Here is a 14,664-nt window from a genome sequence, read left to right on the forward strand (position 1 = left end):
TACTGTACCACGAGGAGACGACATTGACAGCCCCCACACCCATCCCCGCGCACTTCGAGCACAATCACCAGCGACTGCTGAATTGCCTCAAGCTCAGAGGCATGCAGCCTAAAACCATCGCCTTGTATTCACACGGCGTACGGCGCGCAGCGGTGTATTTTAATGACCAGATAGACGCGCTCACCAAGCCACAATTAACCGACTATTTTGTTCGCATCCTGGATACCCATTCATGGAGTACGCTCAAACATGATCTGTATGGACTGAAGTTCTATTATGCCCATGTACTCAGCCAACCCTGGCCAGGTGCGGATCTGGTTAAACCACCCAAGTCATATAGCCTGCCCGACATCATTACCGTCGCCCAGGCACAACAAATCTTCATGGCCACCCGCGTATTGAGCTACCGCGTATTCTTCTTCACCCTCTACAGCCTGGGCTTACGATTAGGCGAAGGCTTACGCTTGCAGGTAGGGGATATCGATGCGGATCGGATGCGGGTGCAAGTACGCAACGCCAAAGGCAACCGTGATCGATTGGTGCCGTTATCAGAGAACACCTTGCAGGTATTGCGCCGTTTCTGGCTCACCCATCGCAACCCAAGCTTGCTCTTTCCTAATCGACACGGCGGTCTTGCCAAATCGCACTTGGCACGCACCCCGCTGGATCGTGGTGGTATCCAGACCACCTTGGGTCAAGTGACCCGTGACTGTGGCTTAAAAAAAGAATTACACCACACAGCCTGCGCCACAGCTATGCCACCCACCTGATAGAAGCTGGCATCGATTTACTCGAAATTCAGCAGATACTCGGACACCAGTCCATCCTCACCACCATCCGCTACACCCACCTCACCGAACAACGCCATCAGAGCGCACACACTCGCCTTAATCAATTAATGGAGAAATTCCACATTCATTGGGGCAAAGTCAAATGATCAGACTGGCGCACATCGTAGCAACCTACGCAGCTAAACTGCTTGCACAACACGGTCATCACCTATTGCCCAGCCAGCAAGCTGCCTTAACCGCCTTTCAAACCTGCCGTAGCCAGATGAGCCCGAGGATGCAACTTGCCTGTGATGATTGTCAAACACCCAGCTACCTGCCACATTCCTGCGGTCATCGGCATTGCCCGCATTGCCAGGCGCACGAATCACAGCGCTGGATAGACCAGCAATTACACAAATCCATCCCCGCCAACTACTTCATGCTCACCTTCACCGTGCCCGCCCAGTTGCGCACACTGGCCTGGCAACATCAGCGCGTCATGTATGACTTGATCACACGCTGCGCGTGGGAAACAGTCAACACCTTCAGCCAAAACGACAACAAGCTGCGCGGCAGCGCAGGGGCGGTGACTGTACTGCATACCCATAACCGCCGACTGGACTATCACCCCCATGTGCATCTCGTCATGCCCGCTGTCGCCTTTAACCCCAAACAGCGACGCATGCGTCATAAACACGGCAACTACCTGTTTAACCACAAAGCCCTGGCCAAAGTATTTCGTGCCAAATTACTGGCAGGCATCAGACAAGCAGGACTCACCCTGCCAAACGATTACCCGACCGATTGGGTGGTGGATTGCAAAGCCGTCGGCACTGGACAGCACGCTCTGATCTACCTTGGGCGCTATCTGTATCGGGGGGTGATACAGGAGAAAGACATCCTCTCCGACCGGCATGGTCAGGTCACCTTCCGTTACCGGAACAGCCAAACCAAACAAATGGAAACCCGTACCTTGAGTGGTGTAGCCTTCCTGCGACTGATACTGCAACACATTCTGCCCAAAGGCTACCGCCGCGCCCGCAACTTTGGCTACCTGCATCCCAATAGCAAACTACTCACCCAGCTACAGCTGACCCACCTATGGCGACGGAACAATCCGCCGCCAGCGCAACCCAGACCAGCGATACGTTGCCAATGTTGCGGTGGGGTGATGAAGATAGTGCGCACACGTATCAAAGCGATACCGCTAGCCACATCAGCCCCATCTATAAAACGGGAACACAGAGCAGATGACACAGGGTGGGAGACCATGCGCTAAACCAGCCCACACCGCCCACCTGCCAGACTAGGCAGGTATGGCCGTGCTCGCCCTGAAGAAGGCTGAAATTGGGTTAACATGCCCGAAAAGCCGACTAAAAACGGTGAGTTGAATAGAATAAGTTGCTGCAATGGCAACGTGAAGGTCGTGAAATGGCGGGTGGGATGCGTAACGCGTCCAGTTATGCCAGCATAGTCAAAAAGATATTTCCATAAGCGCTCAAGCAACACCCGCCCCAGCCATGCCGGGCTTGTCCAACAAACGGTTCAGATTGTGGCTCGCTTCGCGATCACAATCTAACCTTATTCGTTATGTTTTGTACAAGCTGATAATGCAAGAAAAGCAATGATCAAGACTAGGTTTCTCAAAGCAATTAAAAACGACCTTTTATGGTTTAGCGTGTTGCTCAATTCTATTCCAACAATGTGCGTTATATTATAGTTAGTATGAATGATCCGCAGTTTGATTTTCGCTTGCCCCTTAATGAAAAACGAATACACTTAAGCTGGTATTTCAGTCCGTTGTGGTTATTTTACCTGTCATTGTAACCTTTTATGATTAGACTGGGACCGTCCGATTTGGCCGAGCAGCTGACGTTAAACTCGACCTGGAATGCATATTGGCTGACAATTGGCACCTCGCGCAACCAATCGGATGTAGAAACAAAAAAGTGGAGCTCTGTTAAGAGCTCCACTTTGAATGTTAATACTTTAAAACCAAAATGTCATTACTCACTTAAATTCAGTAAGTATGCGTTCATGCTATACGCTAATGGGTTAATTACCACTTTCGATATCAACACGATATTACACTCCCTAGTTATCACAATGCAAAGGGTTTTTATTTGGTGGAGATATCTAGATGTCCCACTTTTACCAATATGGTGCAGCCTGATTTGCTAAATGGCTGATGTGTACTCATATGTGGGCTACGTAACCATGTATCCGCTGGATAGTCACCATATTCATCTTGAAAAGTACCTTCTAACACCAGAATTTCTTCACCACCATGATGTCGATGTGTCTGAAAATAAGTGTCAGGTTGCCAGCGTACCAACGCGGTATGCTCGCCTTGGAACTCACTCAAGGGCATGACACTTAAGCCGTCAATTAAGCCTGGTGACCACGACGTGGTGCTAGTATTAATGACAATACGTTGTGTGTCATTCTGTTGCATATAACCTGATTTTAGAAAAAATGTGCAGCCCGTTTCGCTTGATGGGTTGTGGCTTGAGCCAGGTGGATTTCGAATGTAAGTACCAGCAGAATAAGTACCATATTCATCCGTTAGTGTTCCTTCAAGTACAAATATTTCTTCACCTGACTCATGAAAGTGCTTACTGAATTGGATCCCTGCACTATAACGAACAATCGAGGTCGTACGGGCTTGTTCTAAGCCATTATGTTCTAACAGACGTTGTTCTGTACCAGTGGGAGAGGCTGTCCAGGGCAGCGATGCCAGATTGATTTGTACTACTTGGCTGTGATCAGCGTTGACGATCATGTGGGCTTGTCCAAATTACGGTTAATTGCAATCGATGCACCACCCACCAACCAATGTAAGATGCCTATCACCAGTAAGGCAGCAAGGATTAGGCCGAAGTGTAGCGGGTCAAACTCATCTCCAGTCGATGGTGTAGCGCCTGCCATTTGTACAGGTGCGACTAGTAATTGGCGTAATAAAGTAATAATTACGACTTCAATAAATACCCGTACATGTAGTATGCCATTTTGCAGGAAGCTTATTTCAGCGGAAATCAGGCTGGATAGTGTCCATACTAAAAATAATGTACCTAAAGATTGCAGAAAGCCTTTTATAAGATACCCATGTGTAATTGCGTGAAAGACGTCCACGCTAAATTGCCAAATGACCATGACACTGGCAATTGCCAGCGCGACAGTCAGTGCCATATGTAACAGGTTATTGAATTGTGAAAGTAATTGTATGAGTTTTTTTTCAAACATGGTGGGTTCTATGGGAATGCCAAATAGATATATCTACCGTTGGTAAATATCATACGCGGAATAAAGTTGGTTAGTGCAGCGTGATTGAAATTATGTGCAAGAATGTTTTTATGCTAAACCGTGGCTAGATGAGTTTGAATGGCTTGTCGTTGGTAATCAAGCGGCTGCCATTTGCACTGGGATGTGATGACGTGTGTTATTGATGCGGTTGTGTGCATCGACATAGACTAACTGCGGCGCAAATTTTTCTAATTCAACTTCATTATAGTTTGCATAGGTAGCGATGATTAAAATGTCACCTGGGTTGGCTTTGTGTGCAGCTGCGCCATTGACAGAAATAGTGCCTGAGTCACGCTCAGCGCGTATAGCATAGGTAGTAAAGCGCTCGCCATTGCTTACATTGTAAATGTCGATTTGCTGATATTCATGTATATCAGCTGCCTCAAGCAACGTATCATCTATCGCACATGAACCTTCGTAATGCAGTTCGGATTGTGTGACTGTGACACGATGTAGCTTGGATTTCAACATGATTATTTGCATCTAATTCGACCTTAGTGTGGTGCATATCAGCCGCGCATTATAAATCTAAACGGCTGAGTATGCATGCCTAAGCTATTCGTCTTCGGGCTCTTCTTCATCCACTGCAGCCAGTTCAGGGTGTGCAGTCTCGATAATGCCGCGTATTAATTTAAATAAAGCTCGGCTGCTTTTCGGTGGTTGCAGCAAACTGGCTTCTTTACGCGCATTGCGTATTAGCGTGCGTAATTGTTGTACGTCAACATCTGGAAAATCTGCAATAAATAATGTGACCGAATTGTCATCATTAATCAAACTTGTACGCCATTGTTCCATTTGGTGAAATACTACATTTTCATCACTATGATGATTGCGCCACTTCTCCAGTTGTTCAGCAATGGGCTGTGCATCAATGATGCGCATTAGTCGACCTATGTACTGTTTTTGTCGACTAAGTGCACCATGTGCAGTGATACGCTTGGCATCATCAATAGCGTCACGCAAATTTTCAGGCAAATCGAGTTTGTTGAGTTTGCTTTTAGGCAACGCTATGAGTTCTTCACCCAGTTTTTGTAATGCCGTCATTTGCCGCTTAATTTCGCTTTTGCTTATGACGGGGATTTCGTCTTCAATTTCTTCCATGGTACTCAGATATGCTGTAAATGTTGTTATGATAACGGTTTTCGCTTTACTTAGTCTGGAGTTTTCGTGTCTGATCAATTTAGCCATACTAAAAACGAGTTGCAATCCCTCGTACAAGAAATGTTGGATTATGCCAAACAGCAGGGTGCAAGTGCATGTGCTGCCGAGGCTTCAGAGGGAATGGGGCAGTCTGTTACGGTGCGTAAGGGCGAAGTTGAAACCATAGAATATAATCGCGACAAAGGGATAGGCGTTACGGTTTATATAGGGCAGCGACGTGGTAATGCTTCCACGTCTGATTTTAGTCGCACCGCATTGCGTGATACTGTTGATAAAGCACTGACCATCGCACGCTACACCGCAGAAGACAGTTTTGCAGGGTTGCCTGACGCGGATCGCTTGGCGACTGATTTGCCAGAGCTGGATTTATATCACCCTTGGACACAATCTATCGAAGATGCGATTGCGATGGCAGCTGAGTGCGAGGCGGCGGCATTGGCCGCGGATGCGCGTGTGAATAATTCCGAAGGCGGTAGTGTCAATACGCAAAACTCTTTATTTGTATATGGTAACAGCTTGGGCTTTTTGGCGGGTTATCCAACTTCCAGACATGGCATTAGCTGTGCGGTTATAGCCGAGTCTGAGCAGGGCATGCAGCGTGATTACTGGTACACCTCAGCGAGACGTGCTGCAGATTTAATATCGGCAGCCGAAGTCGGTCGACGCGCAGGTGAACGTACAGTGCGACGCTTGGATGGGCGCAAGGTTAAAACTTGTCAAGTTCCGGTATTGTTTGAGGCCCCAATCGCTGCGGGCTTAATTGGGAGTTTTGTATCTGCGACCAGTGGTAGCAGCTTGTATCGGAAATCTTCTTTCTTGATGGATAGCTTGGGTCAAACGTTGTTTCCCGAGTGGTTGCAAATCAGTGAGCGTCCGCACTTGTTACGAGGACTGGCGAGCAGCCCATTTGATAATGAAGGCGTGGCAACTGTAGATAGAGAAATTATCAAAGATGGTGTATTGCAAGGTTATTTCTTGAGCAGTTACAGCGCTCGTAAATTAGGTATGCAAACGACAGGTAATGCGGGTGGTAGCCATAATTTGCTGGTAAATTCGACTGGTGAGGATTTCGCGGGGCTGCTGAAAAAAATGGGTACTGGCTTGTTGGTTACTGAATTGCTCGGGCATGGTACAAATATGGTAACTGGTGATTACTCACGTGGCGCTGCGGGTTTTTGGGTAGAGAATGGCGTGATTCAATATCCAGTAGAAGAAATTACTATCGCAGGAAATCTCAAGCAAATGTACCAGGATATAGTCGCGATTGGCACAGATACTGAAACGCGTGGCTCCAAGCAGACTGGTTCTATACTCATAGCTCAAATGACCGTGGCTGGAGAGTAATGGTGCGTGTTTTATTGAGATTTGCGCATGCTGTTGATGCATTGAACGACAGGGTGGGGCGTAGCGTGAAATGGTTAATATTGCTGGTGACGCTCATTTCTGCTGTTAATGCATTGTGGCGCTACACATTTGGTGAAAGCTCTAATGCGGGTCTGGAGATGCAATGGTATTTGTTTGGTGCGGTATTTCTGTTAGCAGCAGGTGATACGCTCAAACATAATGGGCATGTACGTATTGATTTTATATATGGGCGATTGTCCAGACGTGGGCAGTTACTCATTGATATTTTTGGTACTGTGCTGTTTTTATTGCCTTTCTGTGCATTAATAATCTGGTTTTCCTGGCCCATGTTCATGCTGGCCTGGCAGTCGGGCGAGATGTCACCTGATGCGGGTGGCTTGCTGCGTTGGCCAGTTAAATTATTGATACCAGTTGGATTTGGTTTATTGGGTTTGCAAGGTATAGCTGAACTGATTAAGCATGCTGCAGCGCTATGTGAGGAGCCGTCGGCATGAGCATGGAGTGGATGGCACCCGCTATGTTTGCGGGATTGGTTTTGGTGTTGTTATTGGGTTATCCCGTTGCATTTTCGTTGGCAGCCAATGGCTTGATTTTTGGCATCATAGGCTTAAAGCTTGGCTTCATAGATTTGAGTCTGATGCAGGCTTTGCCTGAACGTGTGCTGGGTATCATGGCGAACCAAACTTTATTGGCGATACCGTTTTTTACTTTTATGGGGTTGATCCTTGAGCGTAGCGGGATGGCTGAGGATTTGCTGGAAAGTGTCGGGCAGTTGTTTGGTGCGATACGCGGTGGTTTGGCTTATGCGGTGATTTTAGTAGGCGCATTGTTGGCGGCAACCACGGGTGTGGTGGCGGCTTCGGTAATTGCAATGGGATTGATATCGTTGCCGATTATGATGCGCTATGGTTATGATGCCAGATTGGCGACTGGGGTAATTGCAGCATCGGGTACGCTAGCGCAGATTATTCCGCCTAGTCTGGTATTGATAGTTCTGGCGGATCAGCTTGGGATTTCTGTTGGTGCTTTATATCAGGGTGCTCTGGTGCCGAGTTTGGTGTTGACTGGATTGTATGTGCTGTTTGTATGGCTGGTTACAATATTTAAACCTGCTGCTGCACCCGCTTTGCCACTGTCTGCCAGACCCTTGCGCGGAAAAGCATTGTGGGGCAGTGCACTGCGCGCTATTGTGCCACCGTTGTTACTGATTTTCCTGGTGCTGGGGACAATATTTTTGGGCTGGGCGACGCCAACCGAAGGTGGCGCGATGGGTGCGACTGGGGCACTGCTGCTTGCATGGGTGCGTAGACGTTTGCCACTGGCGCTGCTCAAACAAGCTTTGGATACCACGACACGCTTGTCTAGTTTCGTCATGTTCATACTTATCGGCTCTACGGTATTCAGTTTGGTATTTCGTGGTCTGAATGGTGATTTATGGGTTGAGAACTTGCTGACAGGGTTACCGGGTGGTGCATTGGGGTTTCTCATCGTGGTCAATTTGCTAGTATTTGTGCTGGCATTTTTCCTCGATTTTTTTGAAATCGCGTTTATTATTATTCCGTTATTAGCACCTGTTGCACAAAAACTAGGTATCGATTTGGTATGGTTTGGTGTGTTGATCGGGATTAACATGCAAACGTCATTCATGCATCCACCATTCGGCTTTGCCCTGTTTTATTTACGTAGCGTTGCGCCCAAGGAAATTAAAACCACGGATATTTACCGTGGTGCAATTCCTTTTGTGTTGATACAGTTGGTGATGGTGGTGTTGGTGATTGCGTTCCCTAATATTGCCAGCAGTGCCAAACCTAAAGCTTTATCCAGCGGGGTGATTGAAATACCGATGGAGCAGGATGGTTATGGCGATTATTATTTACCTAAAGAGTGGCGTTGACGGTTTTATGCGCCACCCAAATAGCCGTTTTGCCGCCAGGCATCAAATACAACCACGGCGACGGTATTGGATAGGTTAAGGCTGCGATTGTTGGGCATCATTGGTAGACGCACACGTTGTTCAGTGCTGAGGCTGTCCAGGATGACGGCAGGTAAGCCACGTGTTTCCGGGCCAAAGACAAATACGTCTTCAGCTCGAAATTCGCATTGCGCAATGCTGGTTGCACCTTTGGTAGTGAGTGCAAAAATGCGGCGATCACCTAGCGCAGTTAGGCAGGCTGCCCAGTTGGCATGAACATGCAAGTTGGCGTATTCGTGATAATCTAGCCCAGCACGGCGTAAGTGTTTGTCTTCGAGCTTGAAGCCCAGTGGCTCGACCAGATGCAAGGTGCAGCCAGTATTCGCAGCAAGACGAATGACATTGCCAGTATTCGGTGGTATTTCAGGTTCAAAGAGTACGATATGAAACATAACATTATTAATTTGGTATAGCGCGAAAGCGTCATTATGACAGGTTAAATAAAATAAGAGGTATCGCATGGTTCCCCATTTAACGACTGCTTTAACGGGTCCGTTGCTCGAATTAGAGCAGCATATCTTAAGTAATACAGCAAAAATTGAACGTTGGTTTCGCAGCCAATGGCATGCGCATGAAGCGCCATTTTATACGTCGGTTGATTTGCGCAATAGTGGCTTCAAGTTGGCACCTGTTGATACCAATTTATTTCCTGGCGGATTTAACAATCTGAACACCGACTTCATACCACTTGCCGTACAGGCAGCAATGAGCGCGGTTGAGAAAATATGCCCTGAAGCGCAACAACTATTATTAATTCCTGAGAATCACACCCGTAATGTTTTTTATTTGCAAAATGTTGCCCGTCTAGCCAGTATTCTGCGGCAAACGGGTTTGGAAGTGCGCATAGGTAGCCTGATACCAGATTTGACTGAGCCTCTCACGTTAGATATTGGTGACGATGAGCATTTGACATTAGAACCCGTGATACGTCGAGGTAACCGTATAGGATTGGCAGATTATGATCCCTGTGCTGTGTTATTGAATAATGATTTGTCTGCGGGTGTTCCAGCAATTTTGCAGGGAATCGAGCAGAAGTTGTTACCACCATTACATGCGGGATGGCACGTGCGTCGGAAATCGCAGCACTTTACTGCCTATGAACGGGTGGCGCAGGAATTTGCGAAACTAATTGATATTGATCCATGGTTCATTAATCCGTATTTTGCAACTTGCGGTGAAATCGATTTTCATGCGCGACAAGGCGAAGCCTGTCTGGAAAAACATGTGGAATTCATGTTGGAGCAAATCAGCGAAAAATATAAGCAGTACGGCATAGAATCTGATCCATTTGTTATTGTCAAAGCTGATGCAGGGACATATGGCATGGGGATTATGACGGTGAAAAGCCCTGCTGATGTGCGCGATCTGAACCGTAAACAGCGCAATAAAATGGCGGTGGGCAAGGAAGGTTTGCAGGTGTCGGAAGTGATCATACAAGAAGGTGTTTATACCTTTGAGAGTATCAATGATGCCATTGCTGAGCCAGTGGTGTATATGATGGATCACTTTGTGATAGGTGGGTTTTATCGTGTACATACAGGACGTGGTGTGGATGAAAATCTGAATGCGCCCGGTATGCATTTCGTCCCATTAGCGTTTGAAACGCCTTGTTGTACCCCCAACCAAATGGCAAATCCGGATGCGACGCCGAATCGTTTTTATACCTATGGTGTAGTGGCACGTTTGGCCATGCTTGCGGCAGCAATAGAGTTAGAGCAATGAAATTTTTATTTATTATAGACTCCATCAGCACGCTTAAAGCTTACAAAGATAGTACCGTCGCTATGTTGCATGAAACTGGACGACGTGGTCATGAGCTTGCGGTAGTGCGGCCTGCTGATATGCTGCTACGTGATGGGGTGGTGCAGGCGGACGTGAAATCTGTACAAGTCAGTGTGGATGACGATGCCTGGTATGCGCTGGGGGTGAAGACAAGGTTGTGCTTGTATGATGTGGATGCGGTCATCATGCGCAAAGACCCGCCATTTGATACCGAATATTTATACACTACGCATTTGCTCAGTCTGGCCGAGCAGCAGGGTGCGCGAGTATTTAATAAGCCTGGCATGCTGCGTGAGTTTAACGAAAAACTGGCGATTGCTAAATTTCCACAATTTACCGTGCCCACCTTGGTGAGTCGCCGCATGGACGAGATTAAATCGTTTATTGCTGAACATGGCGATGTGATACTAAAACCATTAGATGGCATGGGGGGCAGCAGTATATTCCGCGTATGCCCAGATGAGATGAATTTGAATGTCATACTGGAAGTCATGACTCAGCTTGGTACTCGAACCATCATGGCGCAACGTTATATTCCTGCGATTAGTGCAGGGGATAAACGGATATTGCTGATAGATGGTGTACCCGTGCCTTATGCACTGGCGCGGATTCCTGCCGCTGGTGAAACGCGTGGTAATTTAGCAGCCGGTGGGCGTGGCGTGGCTCAGCTACTAACAGAACGTGATAAGGAAATTGCTAATACATTAGCTCCAGTATTGCGAGATTTGGGGTTGTTTCTGGTAGGGTTGGATGTTATCGGTGAATATCTGACCGAAATCAACGTCACTAGTCCAACAGGTTTTGTTGAAATTAGTCAGCAGACTGATATCAACGTGGCTAGTATTTTTGTTGATGCATTGGAACGTCAATGCGCTGGCTGATATTGCTGGTAGTGTTTGTCTTGGCTGGTTGTGGTCAGCCACAAACTTATAGTCAGGAAAGCTATGTTTTTGGCACGCGGGTTGAGGTGACGATATACGGCGCGCCACAGGCGCTGGCTGAGCGAGTCACGGCGCAAGTGTTGCGTGATTTTGATGTGATGCATCATAGTTTACATGCTTGGGAGCCTGGCACCTTATCGCGGATGAATGGCATCTTTGCGTTAGCGCCTGCACAAGCTGCGATCGCGCCGGGCATGATTCCTATTATTCAAGATGCCACACGCTATTCGATACAATCTGGTGGGTTATTCAATCCTGCGATTGGTAATTTGATTAAACTATGGGGATTTCAGTCTGATCATTTTGAAGCAAAGCTACCTGATCCTGCACTGATAAAACAGCTGGTTGCAGAAAATCCAAAAATGCAGGATATTGTTGTCGATGGCATTATGTTTCATAGTACCAACCCGGCTGTACGTGTGGATCTGGGTGGTTATGCCAAAGGCTATGCGTTGGATATGGCTGCTGCCTACTTACGTTCGCAGGGGATTAAAAATGCATTGATTAATATTGGTGGTAACATTATTGCCATAGGGCAGCATGGTGACAGGCCTTGGCGTGTAGGCATACAGCATCCACGTAAACCTGCACCGATTGCATTGCTTGATTTGCGTGATGGTGAAGCTGTCGGGACTTCTGGTGATTATCAACGGTACTTCGAGCTGAATGGACAGCGTTATTGCCATATCATCGATCCTCGTACAGGATGGCCAGCACAAGGCGTGCAGGCGGTGACTGTATTGATATCGCCGGGGCCACATGCAGGAACATTATCGGATGTGGCTAGCAAGCCAATATTTATTGCAGGGGTCGCAGGTTGGCAAGCAGCCGCCCAGAAAATGGGTGTGGATAAAGCTATGCTGATTGATGCTAATGGAAAAGTGCACATGACTGCAGCAATGCAGCAGCGACTGAACTTCAAAGTTAATTAGGGAGCGGCAATGATAGGCATACTCATCGTGGCTCACGGTACCTTGGGCGAAAGCCTGATACAGTGTGCAACGCACGTTCTGGGTAATCGTCCAGAGCAAGTGGTGGCTTTGGATGTCACTGCACAAACGCAATTGTGTATGCTGGATGATGCCCAGCAATTAATACAAGATATGGATCAAGGTGAAGGTGTGTTGCTGCTATCCGATATCTATGGCGCTACGCCTTGTAATACCATGTGTCGCGTATTGGAACCTGGGCGAGTAGAAGGGATAGCAGGAGTGAATTTGCCTATGCTGATGCGCGCCATTACCTATCGACATTTGCCTCTGTCAGAACTTATTACTAAAACCGTGACAGGTGGGCAAGAAGGCATTTTATATATCACCACGGAGTTTTGCGATGCTGCAACAGGACATTGAAATTACCAATAAATTAGGTTTGCACGCACGAGCGTCAGCCAAACTGACACAAACTGCCAGTCAGTTCCAAAGTGAAATCTGGATAACCCGCAATCAGCGTCGCGTCAATGCGAAAAGCATTATGGGGGTGATGATGTTAGCTGCGGCAAAAGGTTCGACCGTTATCCTCGATGCCGATGGCGTAGACGAGCATACTGCAATGACGGCGTTAGTTGCGCTTATCAATGATAAGTTTGGAGAAGGTGAGTGAGCTTTACGCTACACGGCATAGGTGTTTCCCCCGGTATCGCAATAGGTGTTGCGCGGCTGGCTTCGCATAGCCATATCGAAGTGGCGCACTATGTTTTGCCTACTCAATACGTCGATAAGGAAATTGCGCGTTTTGAGGATGCCGTTAATACCGTGCGTCTGGAAATGCAAACCTTACGTGGTCAGATTCCTGAAAATGCACCTGCTGAAATGCCTGCGTTTTTGGATATGCATTTGATGATACTAGATGATTCTATGTTATCAGCGGTTCCAAAACAGCTTATACAGAGTCAGCAATGCAATGCGGAATGGGCGTTGACGCAACAGATGGAGCAATTGGTCGCACAATTTGAGTCCATTGATGATCCTTATTTGCGCGAGCGAAAAACAGATGTGGTGCAAGTTGTTGAGCGTGTGCTGAAAGTGTTGATGGGCCATCGGGATAATTTGCCTTCAAATGAAAGTAATTTAGCGGACTGTATTTTAGTCGCGCATGATTTGTCACCAGCTGACATGATTAATTTTAAGCGTCAGCGCTATGCTGCGTTTATTACTGATGTGGGTGGTACGACCTCACACGCAGCCATTCTGGCGCGGAGTATGAATATCACTTCGGTGATGGCGTTGCATAATGCGCTGGGTTTGATGCGTGACAACGAGATCATCATTGTTGATGGTGAAAATGGTGTAGTCATCGTTGATCCGGATGATGCGGAGCTGGAAGAATATCAGCTGCGCCAAAGTCAATGGCTCATTGAACACCAGAAATTAAAACGTATTACTACCAGTCGTGCGGCGACCCTGGATAATGTAGAAATTGAACTGCATGCAAATATCGAATTGCCGCAAGATATTCCAGCCGTAAAATTATCGGGTGCGACAGGAATAGGATTGTTCCGTAGTGAATTTCTGTTTATGAATCGTGCCGATTTACCGACCGAGGACGAGCAGTTTGAAGCCTATAAAGAGGTAGCTGCGGCTATGAACGGACAGCCTGTGACTATCCGTACTCTGGACGTAGGCGCTGATAAGCCATTAGGTGATTTAACGGATCATACCCTCAACCCGGCATTGGGACGACGCGCAATCCGTTTGTGTTTGTCTGAACTTGCATTATTTCATACCCAACTTCGTGCCATTTTGCGTGCATCGCATTATGGCAAAGTTCAGATTCTCATCCCCATGTTGTGTAATTTGACCGAGCTTCAACAAACTTTTGCTGCGATAGAACGCGCCAAGGGGACATTAAGCGCAGATAATATTCCATACGATGCCAACATCGCTGTTGGCGGCATGATAGAGATTCCTGCCGCTGCGTTAATGGCGCAGGCGTTTGCTGAACGGCTGGATTTTTTATCCATAGGTACAAACGACCTGATTCAATACACGTTAGCCATAGATCGTGCAGATGACAGTGTAAGTTATTTGTATAACCCATTACATCCGGCAATTTTGCATTTGATATCACAGACTTTACGCGCTGGTGAGAAAACAGGAAAGCCGGTTTCGGTATGCGGTGAAATGGCTGGTGATCCTAAACTGACACGCTTATTGATCGGTTTGGGCTTGCGTAAATTTTCGATGCAGTCCGCAAGCTTATTGAGCGTAAAACAACAAGTCTTACAAACACACAGTAGTGAAATTTACGCACTTACTCAAAAAATCCTTAAAACCAGTGATGCTGACAAAATAGACGGATTGATGGCGCGATTGAATCAATCATAGTGGAATACTAATTGCATTATTTATATGGTTTTTACAGATGGTGC

15 protein-coding genes and 1 pseudogene are annotated in these 14,664 nt (G+C 47.1%); 11 read left to right on the forward strand and 5 right to left on the reverse strand.

Translation table 11 applies throughout. The features are described from left to right. The first annotated feature begins 23 nt into the window (after positions 1-23). Both SFSGTM_RS06200 and SFSGTM_RS06210 read left to right on the forward strand, forming a co-directional pair. Positions 24-937 (forward strand): annotated as a pseudogene (locus tag SFSGTM_RS06200) (tyrosine-type recombinase/integrase). After that, positions 934-2,049, forward strand: a complete 1,116-nt coding sequence (locus tag SFSGTM_RS06210; RefSeq protein WP_162083488.1) for an IS91 family transposase — start codon at positions 934-936, stop codon at positions 2,047-2,049. Before SFSGTM_RS06200 ends, SFSGTM_RS06210 begins: the two are co-directional and overlap by 4 nt. Before the next feature lie 840 nt (positions 2,050-2,889). On the opposite strand, the gene SFSGTM_RS06215 is transcribed toward SFSGTM_RS06210, so the two are convergent. The 4 genes from SFSGTM_RS06215 to yjgA all read right to left on the reverse strand — a co-directional run bounded on the left by SFSGTM_RS06215 (position 2,890) and on the right by yjgA (position 5,174). Beyond that, a complete protein-coding gene (locus SFSGTM_RS06215) occupies positions 2,890-3,552 on the reverse strand; it encodes a cupin domain-containing protein (protein WP_162084430.1) in 663 nt (220 codons plus the stop codon). Further along, positions 3,549-4,013, reverse strand: a complete 465-nt coding sequence (locus SFSGTM_RS06220; RefSeq protein WP_162084431.1) for a phosphate-starvation-inducible PsiE family protein — start codon at positions 4,011-4,013, stop codon at positions 3,549-3,551. The genes SFSGTM_RS06215 and SFSGTM_RS06220 overlap by 4 nt, the downstream gene beginning before the upstream one ends. A gap of 156 nt (positions 4,014-4,169) precedes the next feature. Then, entirely contained in the window at positions 4,170-4,556 is a 387-nt protein-coding gene (gene panD, locus SFSGTM_RS06225; protein WP_162084432.1) for an aspartate 1-decarboxylase, read from the reverse strand. Positions 4,557-4,628: 72 nt separating this feature from the next. Then, the gene (gene yjgA, locus SFSGTM_RS06230) at positions 4,629-5,174 is read right to left on the reverse strand and encodes a ribosome biogenesis factor YjgA (protein ID WP_162084433.1); all 546 of its coding nucleotides are present in this window, start codon (positions 5,172-5,174) and stop codon (positions 4,629-4,631) included. 66 nt (positions 5,175-5,240) lie between these two features. On the opposite strand from yjgA, the gene pmbA reads away from it, so the two are divergent. Genes pmbA through SFSGTM_RS06245 form a run of 3 tightly spaced genes read left to right on the forward strand, consistent with a single transcriptional unit; the run spans position 5,241 to position 8,493 of the window. After that, positions 5,241-6,578: a metalloprotease PmbA gene (pmbA, locus tag SFSGTM_RS06235; protein ID WP_162084434.1), complete on the forward strand. Its 1,338-nt coding sequence runs from the start codon at positions 5,241-5,243 to the stop codon at positions 6,576-6,578. Further along, positions 6,578-7,093 (forward strand): TRAP transporter small permease subunit, encoded by a 516-nt coding sequence (locus SFSGTM_RS06240; RefSeq protein WP_232526055.1) that lies wholly within the window; start codon positions 6,578-6,580, stop codon positions 7,091-7,093. Before pmbA ends, SFSGTM_RS06240 begins: the two co-directional genes overlap by 1 nt. After that, on the forward strand, positions 7,090-8,493 hold the full coding sequence (locus SFSGTM_RS06245) for a TRAP transporter large permease (protein WP_198420618.1): 1,404 nt from the start codon (positions 7,090-7,092) through the stop codon (positions 8,491-8,493). Before SFSGTM_RS06240 ends, SFSGTM_RS06245 begins: the two co-directional genes overlap by 4 nt. 5 nt (positions 8,494-8,498) lie before the next feature. On the opposite strand, the gene trmL is transcribed toward SFSGTM_RS06245, so the two are convergent. Then, positions 8,499-8,963, reverse strand: a complete 465-nt coding sequence (gene trmL / locus SFSGTM_RS06250; RefSeq protein ID WP_162086225.1) for a tRNA (uridine(34)/cytosine(34)/5-carboxymethylaminomethyluridine(34)-2'-O)-methyltransferase TrmL — start codon at positions 8,961-8,963, stop codon at positions 8,499-8,501. A gap of 67 nt (positions 8,964-9,030) precedes the next feature. On the opposite strand from trmL, the gene gshA reads away from it, so the two are divergent. From gshA to ptsP, 6 genes are read left to right on the forward strand one after another with little or no spacing between them, the layout of a single operon-like run. Further along, entirely contained in the window at positions 9,031-10,293 is a 1,263-nt protein-coding gene (gshA, locus tag SFSGTM_RS06255; RefSeq protein ID WP_162084435.1) for a glutamate--cysteine ligase, read from the forward strand. Continuing rightward, the gene (gene gshB, locus SFSGTM_RS06260) at positions 10,290-11,234 is read left to right on the forward strand and encodes a glutathione synthase (RefSeq protein WP_162084436.1); all 945 of its coding nucleotides are present in this window, start codon (positions 10,290-10,292) and stop codon (positions 11,232-11,234) included. The genes gshA and gshB overlap by 4 nt, the downstream gene beginning before the upstream one ends. Continuing rightward, a complete protein-coding gene (locus SFSGTM_RS06265) occupies positions 11,222-12,226 on the forward strand; it encodes an FAD:protein FMN transferase (protein WP_162084437.1) in 1,005 nt (334 codons plus the stop codon). Before gshB ends, SFSGTM_RS06265 begins: the two co-directional genes overlap by 13 nt. A gap of 9 nt (positions 12,227-12,235) precedes the next feature. Continuing rightward, positions 12,236-12,646, forward strand: coding sequence for a PTS sugar transporter subunit IIA (locus SFSGTM_RS06270; RefSeq protein ID WP_162084438.1), 411 nt, complete (start codon positions 12,236-12,238; stop codon positions 12,644-12,646). Then, the gene (locus tag SFSGTM_RS06275) at positions 12,627-12,896 is read left to right on the forward strand and encodes an HPr family phosphocarrier protein (protein WP_162084439.1); all 270 of its coding nucleotides are present in this window, start codon (positions 12,627-12,629) and stop codon (positions 12,894-12,896) included. Before SFSGTM_RS06270 ends, SFSGTM_RS06275 begins: the two co-directional genes overlap by 20 nt. Further along, entirely contained in the window at positions 12,893-14,620 is a 1,728-nt protein-coding gene (gene ptsP / locus SFSGTM_RS06280) for a phosphoenolpyruvate--protein phosphotransferase (RefSeq protein ID WP_162084440.1), read from the forward strand. Before SFSGTM_RS06275 ends, ptsP begins: the two co-directional genes overlap by 4 nt. Positions 14,621-14,664: the final 44 nt, after the last annotated feature.

Source organism: Sulfuriferula nivalis (assembly GCF_009937995.1).
Lineage (GTDB): Bacteria > Pseudomonadota > Gammaproteobacteria > Burkholderiales > Sulfuriferulaceae > Sulfuriferula > Sulfuriferula nivalis.

Coding starts and splice junctions, on each gene's coding strand:
- SFSGTM_RS06210 (WP_162083488.1), top strand. CDS start 934: ATGATCAGACTGGCGCACATCGTAGCAACCTACGCAGCTAAACTGCTT.
- SFSGTM_RS06215 (WP_162084430.1), bottom strand. CDS start 3,552: ATGATCGTCAACGCTGATCACAGCCAAGTAGTACAAATCAATCTGGCA.
- SFSGTM_RS06220 (WP_162084431.1), bottom strand. CDS start 4,013: ATGTTTGAAAAAAAACTCATACAATTACTTTCACAATTCAATAACCTG.
- panD (WP_162084432.1), bottom strand. CDS start 4,556: ATGCAAATAATCATGTTGAAATCCAAGCTACATCGTGTCACAGTCACA.
- yjgA (WP_162084433.1), bottom strand. CDS start 5,174: ATGGAAGAAATTGAAGACGAAATCCCCGTCATAAGCAAAAGCGAAATT.
- SFSGTM_RS06240 (WP_232526055.1), top strand. CDS start 6,578: ATGGTGCGTGTTTTATTGAGATTTGCGCATGCTGTTGATGCATTGAAC.
- SFSGTM_RS06245 (WP_198420618.1), top strand. CDS start 7,090: ATGAGCATGGAGTGGATGGCACCCGCTATGTTTGCGGGATTGGTTTTG.
- trmL (WP_162086225.1), bottom strand. CDS start 8,963: ATGTTTCATATCGTACTCTTTGAACCTGAAATACCACCGAATACTGGC.
- gshA (WP_162084435.1), top strand. CDS start 9,031: ATGGTTCCCCATTTAACGACTGCTTTAACGGGTCCGTTGCTCGAATTA.
- gshB (WP_162084436.1), top strand. CDS start 10,290: ATGAAATTTTTATTTATTATAGACTCCATCAGCACGCTTAAAGCTTAC.
- SFSGTM_RS06265 (WP_162084437.1), top strand. CDS start 11,222: ATGCGCTGGCTGATATTGCTGGTAGTGTTTGTCTTGGCTGGTTGTGGT.
- SFSGTM_RS06270 (WP_162084438.1), top strand. CDS start 12,236: ATGATAGGCATACTCATCGTGGCTCACGGTACCTTGGGCGAAAGCCTG.
- SFSGTM_RS06275 (WP_162084439.1), top strand. CDS start 12,627: ATGCTGCAACAGGACATTGAAATTACCAATAAATTAGGTTTGCACGCA.